13 protein-coding genes are annotated in these 16,641 nt (G+C 38.3%); 3 read left to right on the top strand and 10 right to left on the bottom strand.

What is annotated here, in order from left to right; genetic code table 11:
- Positions 1–943: 943 nt before the first annotated feature.
- From CLW00_RS10665 to CLW00_RS10695, 8 genes are all read right to left on the bottom strand, one after another.
- Positions 944–2,461, bottom strand: a complete 1,518-nt coding sequence (locus CLW00_RS10665) for a M20/M25/M40 family metallo-hydrolase (RefSeq protein ID WP_106133684.1) — start codon at positions 2,459–2,461, stop codon at positions 944–946.
- A gap of 479 nt (positions 2,462–2,940) precedes the next feature.
- The gene (locus tag CLW00_RS10670; protein WP_106133685.1) at positions 2,941–3,645 is read right to left on the bottom strand and encodes an SIMPL domain-containing protein; all 705 of its coding nucleotides are present in this window, start codon (positions 3,643–3,645) and stop codon (positions 2,941–2,943) included.
- Positions 3,646–3,904: 259 nt separating this feature from the next.
- The gene (locus tag CLW00_RS10675) at positions 3,905–4,753 is read right to left on the bottom strand and encodes a prephenate dehydrogenase (RefSeq protein WP_106133686.1); all 849 of its coding nucleotides are present in this window, start codon (positions 4,751–4,753) and stop codon (positions 3,905–3,907) included.
- Positions 4,754–4,755: 2 nt separating this feature from the next.
- A complete protein-coding gene (locus tag CLW00_RS10680; RefSeq protein ID WP_106133687.1) occupies positions 4,756–5,919 on the bottom strand; it encodes a pyridoxal phosphate-dependent aminotransferase in 1,164 nt (387 codons plus the stop codon).
- Between the two features lie 9 nt (positions 5,920–5,928).
- Entirely contained in the window at positions 5,929–6,744 is an 816-nt protein-coding gene (locus tag CLW00_RS10685) for a prephenate dehydratase (RefSeq protein WP_106133688.1), read from the bottom strand.
- A 187-nt stretch (positions 6,745–6,931) separates the two neighbouring features.
- Positions 6,932–9,025, bottom strand: a complete 2,094-nt coding sequence (locus CLW00_RS10690; RefSeq protein ID WP_245917238.1) for a S9 family peptidase — start codon at positions 9,023–9,025, stop codon at positions 6,932–6,934.
- A gap of 87 nt (positions 9,026–9,112) precedes the next feature.
- Positions 9,113–9,280, bottom strand: coding sequence for a hypothetical protein (locus CLW00_RS21390; RefSeq protein ID WP_170073209.1), 168 nt, complete (start codon positions 9,278–9,280; stop codon positions 9,113–9,115).
- A 231-nt stretch (positions 9,281–9,511) separates the two neighbouring features.
- A complete protein-coding gene (locus tag CLW00_RS10695; RefSeq protein WP_106133690.1) occupies positions 9,512–10,855 on the bottom strand; it encodes a DUF418 domain-containing protein in 1,344 nt (447 codons plus the stop codon).
- A gap of 231 nt (positions 10,856–11,086) precedes the next feature.
- Here CLW00_RS10695 and CLW00_RS10700 point away from each other — a divergent pair, with 231 nt between their 5' ends.
- Positions 11,087–11,545 carry a nuclear transport factor 2 family protein gene (locus tag CLW00_RS10700; protein WP_106133691.1) on the top strand — a complete coding sequence of 153 codons (459 nt, stop codon included), beginning with the start codon at positions 11,087–11,089 and terminating at the stop codon, positions 11,543–11,545.
- Here the strand turns inward: CLW00_RS10700 and CLW00_RS10705 are convergent.
- A complete protein-coding gene (locus CLW00_RS10705; RefSeq protein ID WP_106133692.1) occupies positions 11,542–12,120 on the bottom strand; it encodes a flavodoxin family protein in 579 nt (192 codons plus the stop codon). The two genes, CLW00_RS10700 and CLW00_RS10705, sit on opposite strands and share 4 nt — an antisense overlap.
- A gap of 215 nt (positions 12,121–12,335) precedes the next feature.
- Between CLW00_RS10705 and CLW00_RS21640 the strand changes: the two genes are divergently transcribed.
- On the top strand, positions 12,336–12,443 hold the full coding sequence (locus CLW00_RS21640) for a GIY-YIG nuclease family protein (RefSeq protein WP_245917240.1): 108 nt from the start codon (positions 12,336–12,338) through the stop codon (positions 12,441–12,443).
- 33 nt (positions 12,444–12,476) lie between these two features.
- The gene (locus CLW00_RS21645; RefSeq protein ID WP_245917242.1) at positions 12,477–12,623 is read left to right on the top strand and encodes a GIY-YIG nuclease family protein; all 147 of its coding nucleotides are present in this window, start codon (positions 12,477–12,479) and stop codon (positions 12,621–12,623) included.
- Between the two features lie 11 nt (positions 12,624–12,634).
- Here the strand turns inward: CLW00_RS21645 and CLW00_RS10715 are convergent, their stop codons facing one another.
- Complete coding sequence (locus tag CLW00_RS10715) at positions 12,635–16,366, bottom strand: hypothetical protein (protein WP_106133693.1); 3,732 nt, start codon at positions 16,364–16,366, stop codon at positions 12,635–12,637.
- Positions 16,367–16,641: the final 275 nt, after the last annotated feature.

The raw sequence follows: 16,641 nt of genomic DNA on the forward strand, positions 1-16,641 counted from the left end.
TACTTTCATGGAAGAGTACCTAAAACTATTAGAAAAACATGAGGTAGAATTTGATCAACGTTATATTTTTAAGCCTATTGAGTAATATCCTGTACCTAAAGGTACAGCCCCCATTATTTTGACTCTTTTCTACTACCCATATTTTGTCCCTAAAGGGACTAAACGAACCTTGATACTGAAAATGGCCTTCAAAATTATACCAAGAGTCCATAATCGGAACTAACCTAAATATTGAAACTGGCCTTCAAAATAATTCATCGGGTCCCTTTAGGGACTTGAGGTGGGTAGAACCATTGAATTATGAAAAACCTCCGTGCCTTTAGGTACGGAATCCTCTAGCCTGGCTTTTTTTATATCCTGTACCTAAAGGTACAGTACCCCAATATTCAGATAATTTTCTACCCATATTTTGTCCCTAAAGGGACTGAACAAACCTCAATACTGAAACCTATCTTCAAAATAGCACCTCAAGTCCCTAAGGGAACTAACGAACCTTGATACTGAAAATGGCCTTCAAAATTATACCAAGAGTCCATAATCGGAACTAACCTAAATATTGAAAATGGCCTTGAAAATAATTCATCGGGTCCCTTTAGGGACTTTAGGTGGGTAGAATCCTTGAAATATGAAAAACCTCCGTGCCTTTAGGTACAGAATCCTCTAGACTGGCTTTTTTATATCCTGTACCTTAAGGTACAGTAACCCATTAATCTGATAATTTTCTACCCATATTTTGTCCCTAATGGGACTGAACAAGCCTTAATACTGAAACCGGTCTTCAAAACAACACATCAAGTCCCTAAGGGAACTAACAAACCTTAATACTGAAAATGGCCTTCATAATAATGCCAAGAGTCCCTTTAGGGACTTGAGGTGGGTAGAACCATTGAATTATGAAAAACCTCCGTGCCTTTAGGTACGGAATCCTCTATTCTGGTTTTGATTACAAAGGTTGCGTCAATATTGACAGAGCGGTTAAAATCCCCTCTTTATAATTGCCCAACCTGATATTTTCATTGGGACCATGTTGGTTGTTGTCGGAATTAACCGTCGTGACTGTAACTGCAGGAATATTGTCTAAGGCTTCCACAAATGGCGCAATAGGCAAGGAACCTCCGCTTATTCTTTTTCGGATCGGGTCTTCTCCAAATGCCCTTACATAGGCTTTATTTAACCAAATACCTGGCTCAGAATCAAAGGGAGTCCTGAAAGCTTGGTAGGAAATACTTCCCTCCCATTTGATTAATTTAGGGTACTTTACCCGCTCCTCATCTGTTGGTTCTGCGTCCAAAATGTGATACCCCTGATCTTCTATATGTTTTCTAATCAAGGCAAACAGACGTTCGGGGTCAGATTCAGGCACCAATCTTATATCAATCTCAGCAGTGGCATCCGCAGGAACTATTGTCCTTACTTCGTCTCCTACCCATCCCGAAGATAAACCTCTTATGTTTAGCGAAGGGTATTGCAAAGATTCTTGATAGGTATTCCCTACTTTATCAGTGGTTCCTATCCCTATCTTCCTTTTGATTTCATTTTCGTCATCGGGCACTTGAGCAAGGATATCCTTTTCTACTTGGGTAAGGTTGATGCCGTCATAATAACCAGGGATAGTCACCCTGCCCTCATCATCTTTCATGGAAGCCAGCAATTGTGACATTCTAAATGCTGGGTTGGGTGCATAATTCCCGTAGTGGCCGCTATGTTGGGCAGCTCTTGGACCGTAAGTAGTCAAGGTTATCTGTGAAATCCCCCTTGCACCAAAACTAATCGTAGGCATGTTACTCAAATGACGAGGTCCATCCATGATCAACATCATGTCGGCTTTCAAGTCTGCCTTATATTTGTTAACCGCTGCTCCTAGATTTGGTGATCCAATTTCTTCCTCAAAGTCCAAAATGACTTTAACATTGTAATTAGGCATCATTCCCTGTGCTACCATCGCATCCCAAGCAGTTAAAAACATAGCAAAGGGACCTTTATCATCGGAAGCAGATCTTGCAAAAATCCTCCAATCTGCATCATAGCTCTCATCTAATGAAGACATCGGTATCTGCTCCCATTTCCCTTGCGCGTTCATTTTTTTCAGGACTGGCTTGTATGGATCTTCCTGATCCCACTTTTTTCTATCTACAGGCTGCCCATCTATGTGAAAATAAAAAAGCACGGTCTTTTGTGCATTGGGAACATATTTTTGCCCCAAAAGCAATGGAGATGAAGACGTTTCCAATTGCTTTGTAGTCCATTCTCTATTTTCAAGATTTTCCTTACACCATGCCACATTTGCAACCAATTGCTCAGGTATATTAGAATCATTTGGCATGCTTAGGATTTCATTGAGAATGCTTACTCCGGCAGGAAAATGATCCTCAGTGACCCTCTTCAGGTCTATACTGTTTTGGGCAAAAAGCTGCACGTGTAAAAAAACAGCAGATAATAATAAAAGAAATGTCTTTTTCATTGGGATTAATATTAGGGTTAGATTAACCAAAGAAATTTAAAGCTTGTATGCTATATTAAAAAATGGATTTGATAAACGGTATGAGTGAAAAAGGAGAAACGGGCAGTTGAAAAAATAATCAATTAAATCCTGCCCAAGGTTTTTCTATTCTTTAGAAAAAATTGTCTGAAAAGTTGCTTAATCACCCGATGTAAAAATACTGCCCCTCATCATCAAAAAAAATACCCTGTACAGGGTATTTTTTCATTGAATTCGGGCTAAATTTTAATAGAAATTAAAGTATTTCAAGATGAATTGCACTCCTCAAAGGCATGAAAAAATTTCTTTCCTTGTTTTTCTTTGTACCCTTCGCTCCTTTATTGCTAATCTTTTTTATCTCAAAATCACAAAAAGAAGCTCATCAATGAGTTCAAAGTTTCACTGATTTTCAATTTTTCATTAAACAATAACGCCAGTTGATAAGCCTACTAGTTGCAGCATTAATTTTCGAAAGCAAAAGAAACAGTGATACTCTCATTGATTTTTCTTTCTTCAGGCCTGAAAATGGCTTCCGATCTATCTTCCGCCACATCCATTGCCATCATCATTTTGGACTCTCTGGCCATAGGGAAAAAGTCCTTCTGAGTATTGCCATAGCTGACCCGATGAACTTTGATGTCTGAAATCCCCAAGGCACTCGCTATGATTTGGGCTTTGGTTTTGGCATCGGCCACAGCCAATTCAATCAATTCCTTTTCGGAATTTTTGCGGAGTTGGTCAGAAACTGAAAATTGTATGTTAAAACCCATATTACCTGACTGATGGAGGGTTTCGGTTATTTTCACAAGATCATTCCCCAAATCTGAAACCTTTACCCTTACTGACTGAGAGGCAACATACCCACTGTCCTTGCTGGAATTACGGGCGTAAATCCTGTTGACTCCAACATGGTAGTTGTCCACATAGAATTCATAAGTTTTCAATCCTGTCTTTTTGAGGGCATCCTCTATAGATTTGGTTTTCTTGTTGAGAGCATTGGTAGCATCCGACACCTTCATTGATTTTTCGGATATAGAAAGTTGGATCAATGCTTCATCTGGAAGAATTCGGAGCTCACTTTTCCCTTCTACTTCAATCACTTGATTCTGAGCTATAAGCCCAAAGGCAAGCAACATCATTGGCAATAAGATCAAGATCTTTTTCATAACATCTAAATTTTAATTTTTAAACTAAAAGAACTATTCTTTCCCTAGACGCAACTTATTTCAAAAAGTCCTCCACTTTTAATTTGTTTGCAAAAATTAACTTAAACCCAAATTCTTATTTTCAAATCCAAGCGCTGCATAAACCGAGTAAACATCAACACCTATTGTCAACAAGTACCAAATATCAATTCCCTAGATCTTGTATTAATAGTCTGATTCATTAATACAAGATCTTGGTCAATTCATAGAATGAAATTCTCTATTTACCCAAATCAAGAATGTCTCCAATCTTGTTGATACCATTCATTTCTTCCAGCAACTCTGTTCCGTTTTCTTCTGAAATTTTATTTCGAAAGGATTGTAGATTTTGGATATAAGCATCTAATGATTCCAATATGTTTTCTTTATTGGTCACCATAATAGGTGCCCACATAGCTGGCGAACTTTTGGCGAGACGAACGGTAGAAGCAAAACCACTACCTGCCATGTCAAAGATATTTTTATCGTCTTGCATTTTGTCCAAAACTGTTTTACCAAGCATAAATGAGGAGATATGGGACAAATGAGAAACGAAAGCAAGCTGCTTGTCATGCTCTTCTGGATCCATAAAGCGCAATTTCATATTCAAAGCTTCAAAAATATCATAAGCCATACCTTTCAAGTGAACATCTGTTTTTTCCATTTCACAGATGATAAACACCTTTTTGTCCAGAAGATCTTCTTTGGCAGCCTTCGGGCCTGAGTATTCAGTTCCAGCAATAGGGTGACCGGCAAGAAATTGAGCTCTTTTGGGGTGATCAGCAACTGATTTACACAAGGATTCCTTGGTGGATCCAAAGTCGATCACCAAAGTTTGATCGCCGACTTTATCCATTGCTTTGAGGAGAAGACTGTCTAGTGTGTCTACAGGAGTAGCCAAAATAACTACATCAGTATCCTGTGGAATCTCTTCAGAAGATTGGTCAATCATCCCCAAAGTAAGGGCGTCTTCGAGGTTTTTTGTACTAGCATCAAAACCAGTAAATTTTAATTCGGGCTTTGCTTTCCTTAAAGCGAGTGCAAACGAACCTCCTAATAGGCCCAATCCAATGATGTGAATATTTTTCATTTTTAGTATGTAGGTTTGATTGATTTTATTCTATTGATGGCTTCCAGAATCTTTTCCTCCGGCAAGCATAAGGAAAATCGGACATATCCTTTGCCTTGTTCTCCAAAAATTTCTCCCGGGGCAATAAATAGATGCTTATTTTCAAGTAAATCATCTACAAATTCAAGGCTATTCGTTCCTTTAGGAAGCTTGGCCCAGACAAACATGCCTGCACTTTCTTTATCAAAATCCAAATTAAGCAAAGAAACCAGTTCCCAAACGAGCTGCCTTCTGTTGTTATATATTTGGTTGAGCGATTGGTACCAATCACTTCCTAGCTTCAAGGCTTCAATCGCTCCTTTTTGTAAACCAAGAAACATCCCTGAGTCCATGTTGCTTTTGACTTTGGTCACTTCTTGAATCCAGTCCTTCCTACCAAGCACCATCCCTATACGCCACCCAGCCATATTGGCTGATTTGCTCAGTGAATTGAGTTCCAGCGCCACCTCTTCGGCACCACTGACCTGAAAAATGCTCTTTGGCTCATTTTCAAGTACAAAACTGTAGGGATTATCATGGATCAATACGATTTGATGCCTTTTGGCAAAGCGAACCAAATTCTCAAAAACCCTTAAATCTGCCCTTGCCCCACTGGGCATATGAGGATAATTACACCACATAAGTTTGACTTTGGAGAGGTCAAGTTTTTCCAATTCATCAAAATCAGGATACCAATTGGTCGCTGCAGAAAGTGGGTAAGTAATAGCCTTGGCACCCAGCAGTTTGGTCACCGAACTGTATGTAGGGTAGCCTGGATCAGGAATCAATACTTCATCACCTTCCTCCAAAAAAGTCATGGAAATATGCATGATTCCTTCTTTTGACCCCATCAAGGGCAATATTTCTGACTGAGGATCCTTTTGAACACCGTAATGCATGCTGTAAAATGACCCCATAGCATGCCTAAGCTCTGGAATCCCCTGATATCCCTGATACCCATGGCTCCCACTTTGGCCAGTAGCTCCTTGAAGTTCTTTGATGACATCAGGATGAGGTGGAAGGTCTGGGCTGCCAATCCCCATATTGATAACAGGATTACCTGCTTCAATCAGTATCTTCACCTCTTTCAACTTCCTGGAAAAGTAGTATTCTGACACCTCAGCTGTCCTCTTTGCAAATCCTTTCATGTCGTCAATTTATTTTCCACTTTGGTATTCCCCAAAGACTTTTACTTCGCCCCCGCTTTTGATAATCGATTCAATAGCTTTTAGGTATTGTTCATAATTATCAAACTGGGTATCTATAAAAAATGAATAATTCCATGGATTTTCAATGACTGGGATAGACTGAATTTTGGAAAGATTAAGTTCCAAATCACTCATTTGAGCAAGTAATTTTGCCAGGCTACCCCTTTCATTGCTGATGGTTACCTTGATTGAGGCTTTGTTGGGAATTGAGGTAGGAACTGACTTGTCTTTTTGCAATAGGATGAATCTTGTAAAGTTATTTTGGACTGTCTGAATATCCCTTGCCAATATTTCTAGGCCATAAATTTCTGCCGCAATACTGCTTGCAATAGCACCTACACCAATTAATCTCTCTTCCTTGATTCTCTTCGCCACAGTAGCTGTATCCACATCGTCGATCAGGCTAATAGACGGGTAATCCTGGAAAAACTTTTTACACTGTAAAAGGGCCATTGGATGTGAGCGAACTACCTTCAGGTCTTCCACTTTTTGACCTGAGAGGCAGAGTAAGTTATGGGAAATTGGCAGATAGAACTCATCAAATATATGCAGGCTATAACGGTCAATTAGGTCATAATTAGGTAAAATTGCTCCAGCTATCGAGTTTTCAATTGCCATAACACCAAATTGTGTCCCTCCTGTCCGAACACTTTTGGCTACTTCCTCAAAAGTCTTAAAACTTTCCACCGAAGCATCTTCTCCAAAATATTGAATAGCTACTTGATGGTGAAAAGAACCCGGAATTCCCTGAATCGAAATTTTCATTTTTATTTAAGATAAAATAGATGGTTAGCTCCAAAAACCTAAACCTTTTCAGTATAGCTTTGGCGCTTTCATTTCTTGAAAAATAATTGTGTAAAAACCATAAACACTTTAATATGATTACCTATCGCTTTGCTTTTTGCTCCCCCTAAAGTAAAACATAATCGTGGCTCCACATATTTTTACAGCTTTATTTTGTGATACCCAAAATATCAAAAACAAATGCATATTCCCTTGCCACTTCTTTGAGTCTTTCGAACCTACCACTTGCTCCACCGTGTCCTGCATCCATATTTGTGTGTAGAAAAAGGTTGTTTCGATCCGTTTTAAGAGTTCTCAATTTGGCCACCCATTTTGCAGGTTCCCAATATTGGACCTGGGAATCATGTAAACCTGTTGTCGCCAAGATATGTGGATACTCTTTAGCTTCCACATTGTCATAAGGGGAATAGGAAAGCATATATTCGTATTGCTCCTGAATATTCGGATTGCCCCATTCGAGCCACTCGAAAGTCGTCAATGGGATAGATTCATCCATCATGGTAGTCACCACATCCACAAAAGCCACCGCAGCGATCACTCCTCTGTATATTTCAGGCGCCATATTGAGGATACCTCCCATCAGCAATCCACCGGCACTGCCCCCTGAGGCAAAGAGTTTGTCTTTGGCCACATAGCCATTTTCCTGGAGCCACTTAGAACAATCGATAAAGTCATAGAAAGAGTTCTTTTTATTCATCATCTTCCCATCTTCATACCAGTCTCCGCCCATTTCTTGGCCGCCTCTAATGTGCGCAATGGCATATACCATACCTCTATCTAGCAAACTCAGCTTCGAGGTACTGAATGTAGCATCCATAGAATAGCCGTAAGAACCATAAGCGTAAATCCAACCAGGCATGCTGCCATCTTTTTTGAATTTATCCTTTCTATAAACTATAGACATCGGTACACTTTTACCATCTCGGGCGGTAACCATGACCCGCTCAGTTTTGTAATTTTCTTTGTTGAAATCCCCCAAAACAGGCTGTTCTTTCATCAAGTCCTGCGTTCTGGTTTCCATATTGTAGTCATAGACAGAATTTGGAGTAGTCATTGAGGTATAAGAATACCTTACCACATCAGTTTCAAAAGCCGGATTATATCCCAATCCAGCAGAATAAGCAGGTTCTTCGAATGCAATCGAATGTTCTGAATTCCCTTCATACTTGATGATTCTGATTTTTGCCAATCCTTCTAATGTTTCCTGAACAGCCATATACCCCTTGAAATAATCTACATTTTCAAGAAACACATCAGCCCTATTGGGGATCACATCTTCCCAGTTAGAACTTTCGGTAAGAGTTATCGGTGTTTTTACCAGTCGGTAATTGACTGCATTTTTATTGGTATGAATAAAGAATTCATCTCCACCTGCATGGTCCACACTGTATTGCACATTGTCTTCAAGAGGTGCTATGAGTGTAGGTTTGCCCGGATTTTTAGCATCTATGTATAAGGCATAAGAAGCATCTGTCCTCCCTGAACCTATGATGATATATTCTTTGGATTTAGTCATACCGACCCCACAACTCAAGGTCTGATCTTTTTCTTCAAAAATCACTTCGTCTTGGGAAGCATCCTGTCCGAGGACATGTCTTTTGACTTGATAATTTCTCAGCGTGACTGGATCTGGAATAGAATAATAAAACGATTTATTGTCTTCTGCCCATACTGCACTGCTTCTGATGTTTTCGATTTTGTCTGGCAACATCTCTCCAGTACTGAGGTCTTTGATTGTTATAGTATAAAAATTTCGCCCTTGTGTATCTTTGATGATAGCTGCTAGCTTATGGTCATGACTCACTGATGTGAAAAAATTCAAAAACGACTCTCCCTTGGCCAATTCATTGCCGTCCATGATAATTTCTTCCTCAGCATCAAGAGAACCTTTTTTCCTGGCATAAATCGGATATTCTCCCCCTTCAACGTATCTGGAATAGTAGTAATAATCATCCAACTTGTACGGAACCGAAGCATCATCTTCCTTGATGCGGCTTCTGATTTCTTTGAAGAGTTGGTCCTGGAAACCTTTAGTATGTGCCAACATGGTATCCATATAAGCATTTTCTGCATTCAGGTAGTCAATGACTTCCTGATCTTCACGGTCATTAAGCCAATAGTAATTATCCACCCTGATGTGACCATGCTTGGCTGTGAGCTCAAAAGGCTTGACAGCGGCTACTGGAGCTTGAACATCTGGATATTGAAAATCTGATTCTTTTTGCGAACATGCTATACTCATTGTGAGACTTATAATTAGGAGGTTTTTGATTTTATTTTTCATAGACTGTCAACTCTTGCAAGTCAAATTTGGAACAAATGTAATGTATTAATCCTGCATGATGTCTAGAAATTCGTCTCTGCTCATTTTCTCTGATTTGACATTTTCATAAAATAAATTAATCTCTTCAGTTACAGCAGCCACGTAGGCCTCATTGATAATGGGGTGAATTGGATTCTTGATTAAAAACCCATGTTCAATTAATAAATTGAACAAAAAGAATGCTGCATTGACTTGTCGGGTTTTTGAGTAATAATAAATCCAAGGAGAATAAAAGGACTGCGATTCTGATTTATGGAATTTTTTTCTTTTGCTGTTTTTGATTTACTTTTTGCCATAAAATAGAAATAAGGATTACAAGTTAGAGCCAAAGTCAGACTTTTGAAACTAAAGTTCAAAATCAATAAAGTCTTTTATCCAGAAGTCAAAAGAAACAATTCCAATGATTCATTTCCTCACAAAAGGCTGAATCCTGCCATAAGTCAAACATCTCCATAACCACTCAAGAGGTCCAAACATGAAATACCTTAACCATATTGGGCTAACGACCAACTGGAAAATCCAAATTCCAACCACTAAATAGTAAAGCTGGTAATATTCCCATTCGGCATATTGATTTAGGCCATAACCGAAAAAAACCAAGGTGCAGATTACCGAATGCATAATGTAATTGGTGAAGGCTGTCTGACCGACTGCCCTTAAACCATTCATCAACTTGGTAAAATATCCTTTTTGGTACAAAACCATCACCAAAGCCACATGGGCCATCATGATCAATATCCTTTGAAAGTCATAAATCAGAGAAACCCAGTTGATGGAGTGGGTTTCAAAAAACGCCAAAGCAGTTTCTACATTGGGAAAATGAATCGTATTATAGATAAAGGAAAAAATCACCAATGGCAAACCAACACCATAGCCTATCCAAATCGTTTTGATATACTGAGCTTGTGTCCATTTTAAAGTCAGAAATCCCCATTTGTACAAAGCAATACCCAAAAGCATCAAGGCCAACATATCCCAGATTGAAAAAACCAAATACTTAAACTGCCCATCCCAAGCCTTGGGACGGATATGACTGGCCACATCAGCGTAACTTCCTTTCATCAAAGCTGTATTTTCTACTACTTCTTTTTTATTTGGTATCATCTCTTTGCGGATTTCTTCCCAAGCTCCCAACGCCGCCATTTCCTTTTCGCCCAATTCATTACCTGACTCCTGCAAAGCAATGGCTTCCTTGTAATCCAAATATTTCTCCCTGATATTTTGCATAAACAAAGTGTTGGCAATAAATCCTATGACTGCTACTATTGGAACACCTAAGGCCAGGTATTTTGGTTTCATTTTCCTAAACACAAAAGCCAACATCCCAATCAGGCCATAGAAATAAAGTATGTCTCCTATCCATAAAATCAAATGAGCATGGGCAAGACCAAACAAGGTCAGCCAAATCATCCTCTTGTAAAAAAGCCAGGTAGCCGATCTACCTGACTTTTCTTTATTGCTTGTAAAAAGGACAATTCCAGCACCAAAAACCATTGAGAATAGCGCTCTCATTTTTCCTTCAAACAAAATAACATTGATGGCGTGCACCCAAAAATTAGTACTTGAAGTATCTTGATTCCAAGACTCAGAAGAATACTCCTCCATGGAGAAATAAGGAATATTTAAAATAAGAATTCCCAATAGAGCAATTCCTCTGATGATATCAATGATATCTATTCTGTTCACAAGGGCAGAAGGCTTAGAAGCTGGATCGATTTGTTCGACTTCGGTAGTTGTAGGTAAGGACATAGGTTTGGATTTAGGAAAAAGTATCCATAAAAGTAACTATAAATCAGCGGGTTTACTATACCCTAATGATGTGACAACCTCATATGTCCCAGGGATACATTGCCTTTTACAGAGTAGGATTTAAAAGCCACACCAAACTATTCAATCTATCAATTTTTTGTGGAATTTTAAGTAAAGTTGTACCATTCCCTTCCTAATGATTAATTTGAAAGTCAATCAAAACCAACAGAAATGAAAAACTATACTTTCGCATTCATATTGATAATCAATTTCTGTTTTCAGGGATTCTCACAAACGATTGACAAGGAGACAGAAACCTTGGTGCGGGAACTTTCTACAAAAGAGATAAGCGCTATCTTAAACCATGACCATGAAGCCCTAAAGGATATCTGGGCCGAAGATTTTATGGTTAACAACCCTGCAAATATGGTCATCAATGGCAGGTCAATCGTGTTTGAAAGAATGAAAGAAGGCACTATCAATTACAGCGCGTTTGAAAGAGAAATTGAGGGTCTGATGCTTATGGAAAATTCGGTAGTCGAAATGGGGTTGGAAACGGTACACCCGAAAGAAGGGGCTCCTATGGCAGGCCAAAAAGTTCTGAGAAGATATACCAACTTTTGGATAAAGGAAGAAGGTCGATGGATAATAAAGGCCAGGCATGCCAATGTTATTTGCGGAAGCAATTAGTTGTTGGTTTTTAGCACCAACTCCCCAACTCTTCTTCCCAAACCTTCCGCTTTCTTCAGGAAAATATCCTGCACTTCTATTTCTGCAAAATCCCCTTCTCCAGTGATGGCTGAGGCTCCAAAAGCGGCCTCCAATTCATCTCCTCCTACAATAATCATCCCGTGGATCATCATGGCCCTGATCATACCGAACATCACCGCCTCTTCCCCGATAGAAAAACCTCCACCAGTGACGAAAACAGCACCCAGTTTATTTTTCAGGGGTCTTCCTTCGAAAGGCAAGGAGTTGATAAATTCTTGCATTTGTGCAGTCATATTGGCATTGTAAACCGGTGATCCAAGAATAATGGCTGATGCATTTAGCAATTCCTCTTCCAACACTTCAGCTATAGGTTTGAGGATATATTCAACTCCTTGGACTTCTTTTACTCCCTTAGCTACTGCTTCGGCCATGGCTAGGGTTTTACCGGATTCGGAGTGATAGGTGATGAGTATGGTGGAGGGAGATTGGGCGAACAAGTCTTGTGACAAGCCTAGTACAAGGTTCAAAAATAAATAAGTGAATAGTATTTTCATTTACAGCAGATTAAATAGGCACTAAAAACAATAAAAATACCCACTTTTTACGAATTAAAGAAACTCTCAAAAGGGCCTCGGCAAGTTGGACCAGTGGAGCGTTTTTAATTTAAGGAAGAGGGGGGAGGAAATGCGGTCACCAAGCTCGGTTAGTGAGCTTGCCGAACTATGCCGATGTGTATTGTTTTTTTTAATGTAAATAAATTTTTCAAATCATGAAAGCATACACGTACATCTTACTTTGTGGGAACAGTCAATATTATGTTGGCAGTACAAAAAACCTAGAAAAAAGACTTGATGAACATCAATTGGGTTTAGGTTAAAATTTCACAAAAAAGCATCTTCCAGTAAAGTTGATGTATTTTGAAGAATATGATGGTATTGCCCTTGCATTTATAAGAGAGAAACAAATCCAAAACTGGAGCCAAGCAAAAAAGGAAGCTTTGATAAAAGGTGACATTGCTATGTTAAAGAAATTATTCTCTGGTATTTCATTTACTTAAGAATTAAGTCTTTAAGCCTTTACCTCATTATTCTTCCAGAATTTACTTCTGAAAACGGAATACAAACCTCCAATTGTGCCGATGATACCTGTCACATAGGTAGTGGCTTGATCCAGAAAACTTTTATCAAAATAGCTGATCAAGGCTACTGAAATCAACACGAAACTAAACACTGCTATTTGAATGGAATCAGCATTCCCCGTCTTGAATTCAAGGTTTTTAAAGTCATTTTTTTCCTCTCTTGAAATATGCAGCAAAATAAAATACCGGAAAGTGTCACTGAACAAAGTGAACCTGTCTTTGCCGGATTCATAAACAATTACTCCTTTTTGAATGAGCTCTATAATGATAGGTGCTGCTGCATAATTGAGAAATTCATGGACAGCAAACTCATAGGTAACCTTTTTTTCCTCAGTGCTCAATTCAGCCCAAATATTGGTATAGTCCGCTTTAAAAAAACGTTGTCGCAAAAGCAGTTTGGTTTCTAAATCATTTTTGATGACTTCATTTTCATCAATGATTTGGCTGACACGGTCAAAATCCCCTTTAAAATCTCTACTCTTTATGGGAATGTAAGCAAAAACAAAAGAACTGAAAATCTCCGAATAATACAGTTTATCATTTTCATCAATAAGTTTGGAAAGTAAATGCTTCCAAGATACACCCGTGATTAACACTAAGGTTACTTGATTGTCCTGGCAGAACTTCATAAGAGAGGAAAGCCTTTCCAATAGTTTGCTGCCATCAGCTATACAATGCAAATTCTCAATCAGAATGATGTTTTTTGAAACAAGCTCTTCTTTAAGCTCCGCTGATCGGGAGGGCTCAAAATGGTCTAAAACACCAGAAATCTTGCCATCGTAACTGCGTATTTTATCTCTATCTACCCTTAGCAAATCAGCAACAAGTGCTTTATTCTGATCAGAAATAAGGCGGTGAAGAAAAATGAACTTGCACATGTCTTTTGCTTCTGTCCGCTCACCTTCAACCCCTCCAAGTAATCTGCCTTGGACTTCTGCTATGGTTTCTCCCAGTTTCGGGTTAATTCCACCTACAAAAAACATTTTTCGGGCAATGGTTTTGTTTAGCCAGTATATAAGCCAAATCAATAAAATGAGTAAGACAATGCTGACCACGATCAGTATGTTGGCTTCTTTAAAAATCCTATATCCATTTTTGGCAAAAGTTAAAAAATCCGGATTTCTATCCATTTTAGTAAGGATTACCTGCTCAACATGAGCTGTTGGGGGACTGATAAATTCAAGTAATTCTCCTTCTTCTCTAACAGGAATTGTGGAAAAGAGATTTCTCCTCCACTTACCATATTCGCTTGTCCAATTAGAGAAATCAGCAATAGATGTTTCAAAGGACTCTGATTTGTTTTGCCACAGTTCCTTTTCATGAAAAAATGTTTTTGAAAAAAGCATAAATCCCGGGAAGAATCCTATCAAGGTGATCCATACCACAAAAAACCAGGCATAGAGGTGATTGGTTTGTAACCATGGGATCTGTCGTTTGAGCCATGAAACACCTTCGTTGTTCTCAAATTTTGCAAAATACTTTTCAAATCGGATTTTTATTAAAAAACTGATTAAGCAGAATAAAATAAGCAAAATCACAATTAGGTATGCGGAAAATGGATTCCTCATGGCACCATTTAATATGATGGCCAACAAGCCCATAACCAATGAAGTAATACTTAAAAATTTGATAGCATAAAAACGGTTGTTTCTTTCTTCAGTATCTATTTTTTTGGCCTTTATATCCCATTTCATTTCCAAAAAAATAAAATTTAACTGGGTAGATAGAATCAAAAAACAAAGGGCGGAGAAATACAAAGTAAAAACGCTGACTAAAGGATTATGATACAGGCCTAGCATGATCAACATCTGAAGCAAGAACAATAAGATTAATATCAGATAATTTGATCTGTTTTGCTGAGATGGAACCAGATATTTATACTTGAAATCTTCCCATAATCCATAAGGTGACTTTGGTTTGATGGACCATCTTGCAAAATATAAAATGGTCAAAACAAAAAAGTATCCAGCCAAAAGAACTAAAAACTCCATCACGACCAACATAGAAAAAGAATGTTCCAAATGCTCATCTTGCAGATAAATTAACCATATGGATTTGTCGAAATTTTTGATGTCGGGTTTTTGAAGATTCAGTTTGTAAGAATAACCATCAACATATAGAGATAAACCCCAAAGGCCATTTGGAGATTCATTGCTGTTAGCTTGCATAATTCTTTTAAGCAAAAGCCATTTTTCGTTGGATAACAATTGAGACAAATTATCAAATGGTGCCTTTATGAGGTCACTTTTAAAAATGACATCCCCATTGTCCTTCACTAAGACAAATCGATGATTCTTAGATAATGGCCTTAACGTTTCCCAATCAAAAGTTACTGCCCGTACTTCTTCTTTCTCACTGTCAACTTTACTGAGGACAGTTTCAAGCTTTCCGTTGATTCGGGAATAGTGACTTCCAATAAAACCTTTATATTCAAAGCTCTCCCCTTCTGGATGACGTAATGATCCATTTTCCCAGAAATAATAAAAGTATTCTCGATTTGCCAAATTGATAAAAGAACCTTCACCAGGCAACTCCCTGTCTTCCAACGTCAGGTTTTTCATTCTTCCAAAACTGTCAATCGTAAGGTATTCCAGCAAACCTTCACAGCAGTGAGGATTGTCCAAAAGCCTTGTATTGAGATCAACTTGTGCTTTTATCGCATCACTTATTTGACGCTGATAAGCGTGATGTTGATCAGAGCTAAGAGGATGATGGTCTCGCAAAAATGCAAAGCCAAATCCTATGAGCAACATAAAGCCAAGAACAGAAAATCCCACACTGAAAACTTTAAACCTTGTCAACACGTCCCCTTGTCTAAACCCAAAAAATGAAATGACAGGCAGTGAAAAAATCATCAATGCCAATAAAAATAACAACAAAGCCAAGTACGTGAAGTCAACCCTCAGGCCCAATGATTCAAAGTGAGTTTTGCTGATCAGACCTGCAAGGATCAATTTTTCCCCTTCCACCAAAAAAGGGGTGGAATACAAAAGATAGGACTGGTCTTGATGAAGGATTTCCGATTTGTTTATCGCTAGTCCAAGACCTTCTTTTTCGGTCAAAAGGGAAAGTTTTTTACCTGTTTCAGTTGCAGGATAAAGAATCTCACCATCTTCATCAGCCAACAGGATTTTCTCAAAGAAATCATGTTGGGCTGATAAACTCAGTGCATTTTCCAACTGAATTTGTAATGCAATTTTCGGTTCAATTCTTTGTTCATCTTTGGTTTTATTCTGGGAGTTTTGGAAAAAATTCAAACTCACTGGATGTCCTTCTTTCTTAATCACGTACTGACCTTTGGAAAATATTATCTGAAGAGATGGTTGAATGCTGTCATTAAGTTGCCAAAGCTTAAAATCCTCGTATTGTTCTCCTGTAATTGTTTTGAGACTTTTTGCAAATTCCCACCAATCTTCCCTATTCCTGAGCGTTGTTTGATCCAAAACATTTTCCGTAATCAGGTATCGGATAAATTTATCTTCCTGCTCCGCCAAAAAAGTGTTGTAAAATGAAAAAAACTTGGATTTAACCATCTCTAGATTCCTAATGGCTTGATTATCCAATTGCACTTTATTGTTTTGGGATTGCTGGAAAAGCATAAAACCTACCAATACAATCGCCAACAAGAAAAATATCCATATTTTAAGTTTGCGTGCCCCCATGAAAATCAAGATCAAAAATCAATTTAAATATATGAAAAATACTGAAAATCAGAATGTTTACTATACCCTAATGATGTGATACCAGTCTTTCAATTGAAAACCCAATTCTATCAAAAGTTTTTTCAAGAATTAACCCTCCCTCTTCAAATCCCAAAAACCAACTTGTAAAACCCTTTAACCATATTTTCCCAAATCTACTGAACATCATTTTATATCTACAAGGATTCTATCAAACTACACCTTAGGAGATAGAATCATGAGGAGATATAAAATTT

The sequence above is a fragment of the Mongoliibacter ruber genome (assembly GCF_003003005.1).
Taxonomy (GTDB): Bacteria; Bacteroidota; Bacteroidia; order Cytophagales; family Cyclobacteriaceae; genus Mongoliibacter; species Mongoliibacter ruber.

What these genes read in the sequence shown, in the direction of transcription:
- CLW00_RS10665 (WP_106133684.1), bottom strand. Translation starts at nt 2,461, where the DNA reads ATGAAAAAGACATTTCTTTTATTATTATCTGCTGTTTTTTTACACGTG.
- CLW00_RS10670 (WP_106133685.1), bottom strand. Translation starts at nt 3,645, where the DNA reads ATGAAAAAGATCTTGATCTTATTGCCAATGATGTTGCTTGCCTTTGGG.
- CLW00_RS10675 (WP_106133686.1), bottom strand. Translation starts at nt 4,753, where the DNA reads ATGAAAAATATTCACATCATTGGATTGGGCCTATTAGGAGGTTCGTTT.
- CLW00_RS10680 (WP_106133687.1), bottom strand. Translation starts at nt 5,919, where the DNA reads ATGAAAGGATTTGCAAAGAGGACAGCTGAGGTGTCAGAATACTACTTT.
- CLW00_RS10685 (WP_106133688.1), bottom strand. Translation starts at nt 6,744, where the DNA reads ATGAAAATTTCGATTCAGGGAATTCCGGGTTCTTTTCACCATCAAGTA.
- CLW00_RS10690 (WP_245917238.1), bottom strand. Translation starts at nt 9,025, where the DNA reads ATGAGTATAGCATGTTCGCAAAAAGAATCAGATTTTCAATATCCAGAT.
- CLW00_RS10695 (WP_106133690.1), bottom strand. Translation starts at nt 10,855, where the DNA reads ATGTCCTTACCTACAACTACCGAAGTCGAACAAATCGATCCAGCTTCT.
- CLW00_RS10700 (WP_106133691.1), top strand. Translation starts at nt 11,087, where the DNA reads ATGAAAAACTATACTTTCGCATTCATATTGATAATCAATTTCTGTTTT.
- CLW00_RS10705 (WP_106133692.1), bottom strand. Translation starts at nt 12,120, where the DNA reads ATGAAAATACTATTCACTTATTTATTTTTGAACCTTGTACTAGGCTTG.
- CLW00_RS21640 (WP_245917240.1), top strand. Translation starts at nt 12,336, where the DNA reads ATGAAAGCATACACGTACATCTTACTTTGTGGGAACAGTCAATATTAT.
- CLW00_RS21645 (WP_245917242.1), top strand. Translation starts at nt 12,477, where the DNA reads ATGTATTTTGAAGAATATGATGGTATTGCCCTTGCATTTATAAGAGAG.
- CLW00_RS10715 (WP_106133693.1), bottom strand. Translation starts at nt 16,366, where the DNA reads ATGGGGGCACGCAAACTTAAAATATGGATATTTTTCTTGTTGGCGATT.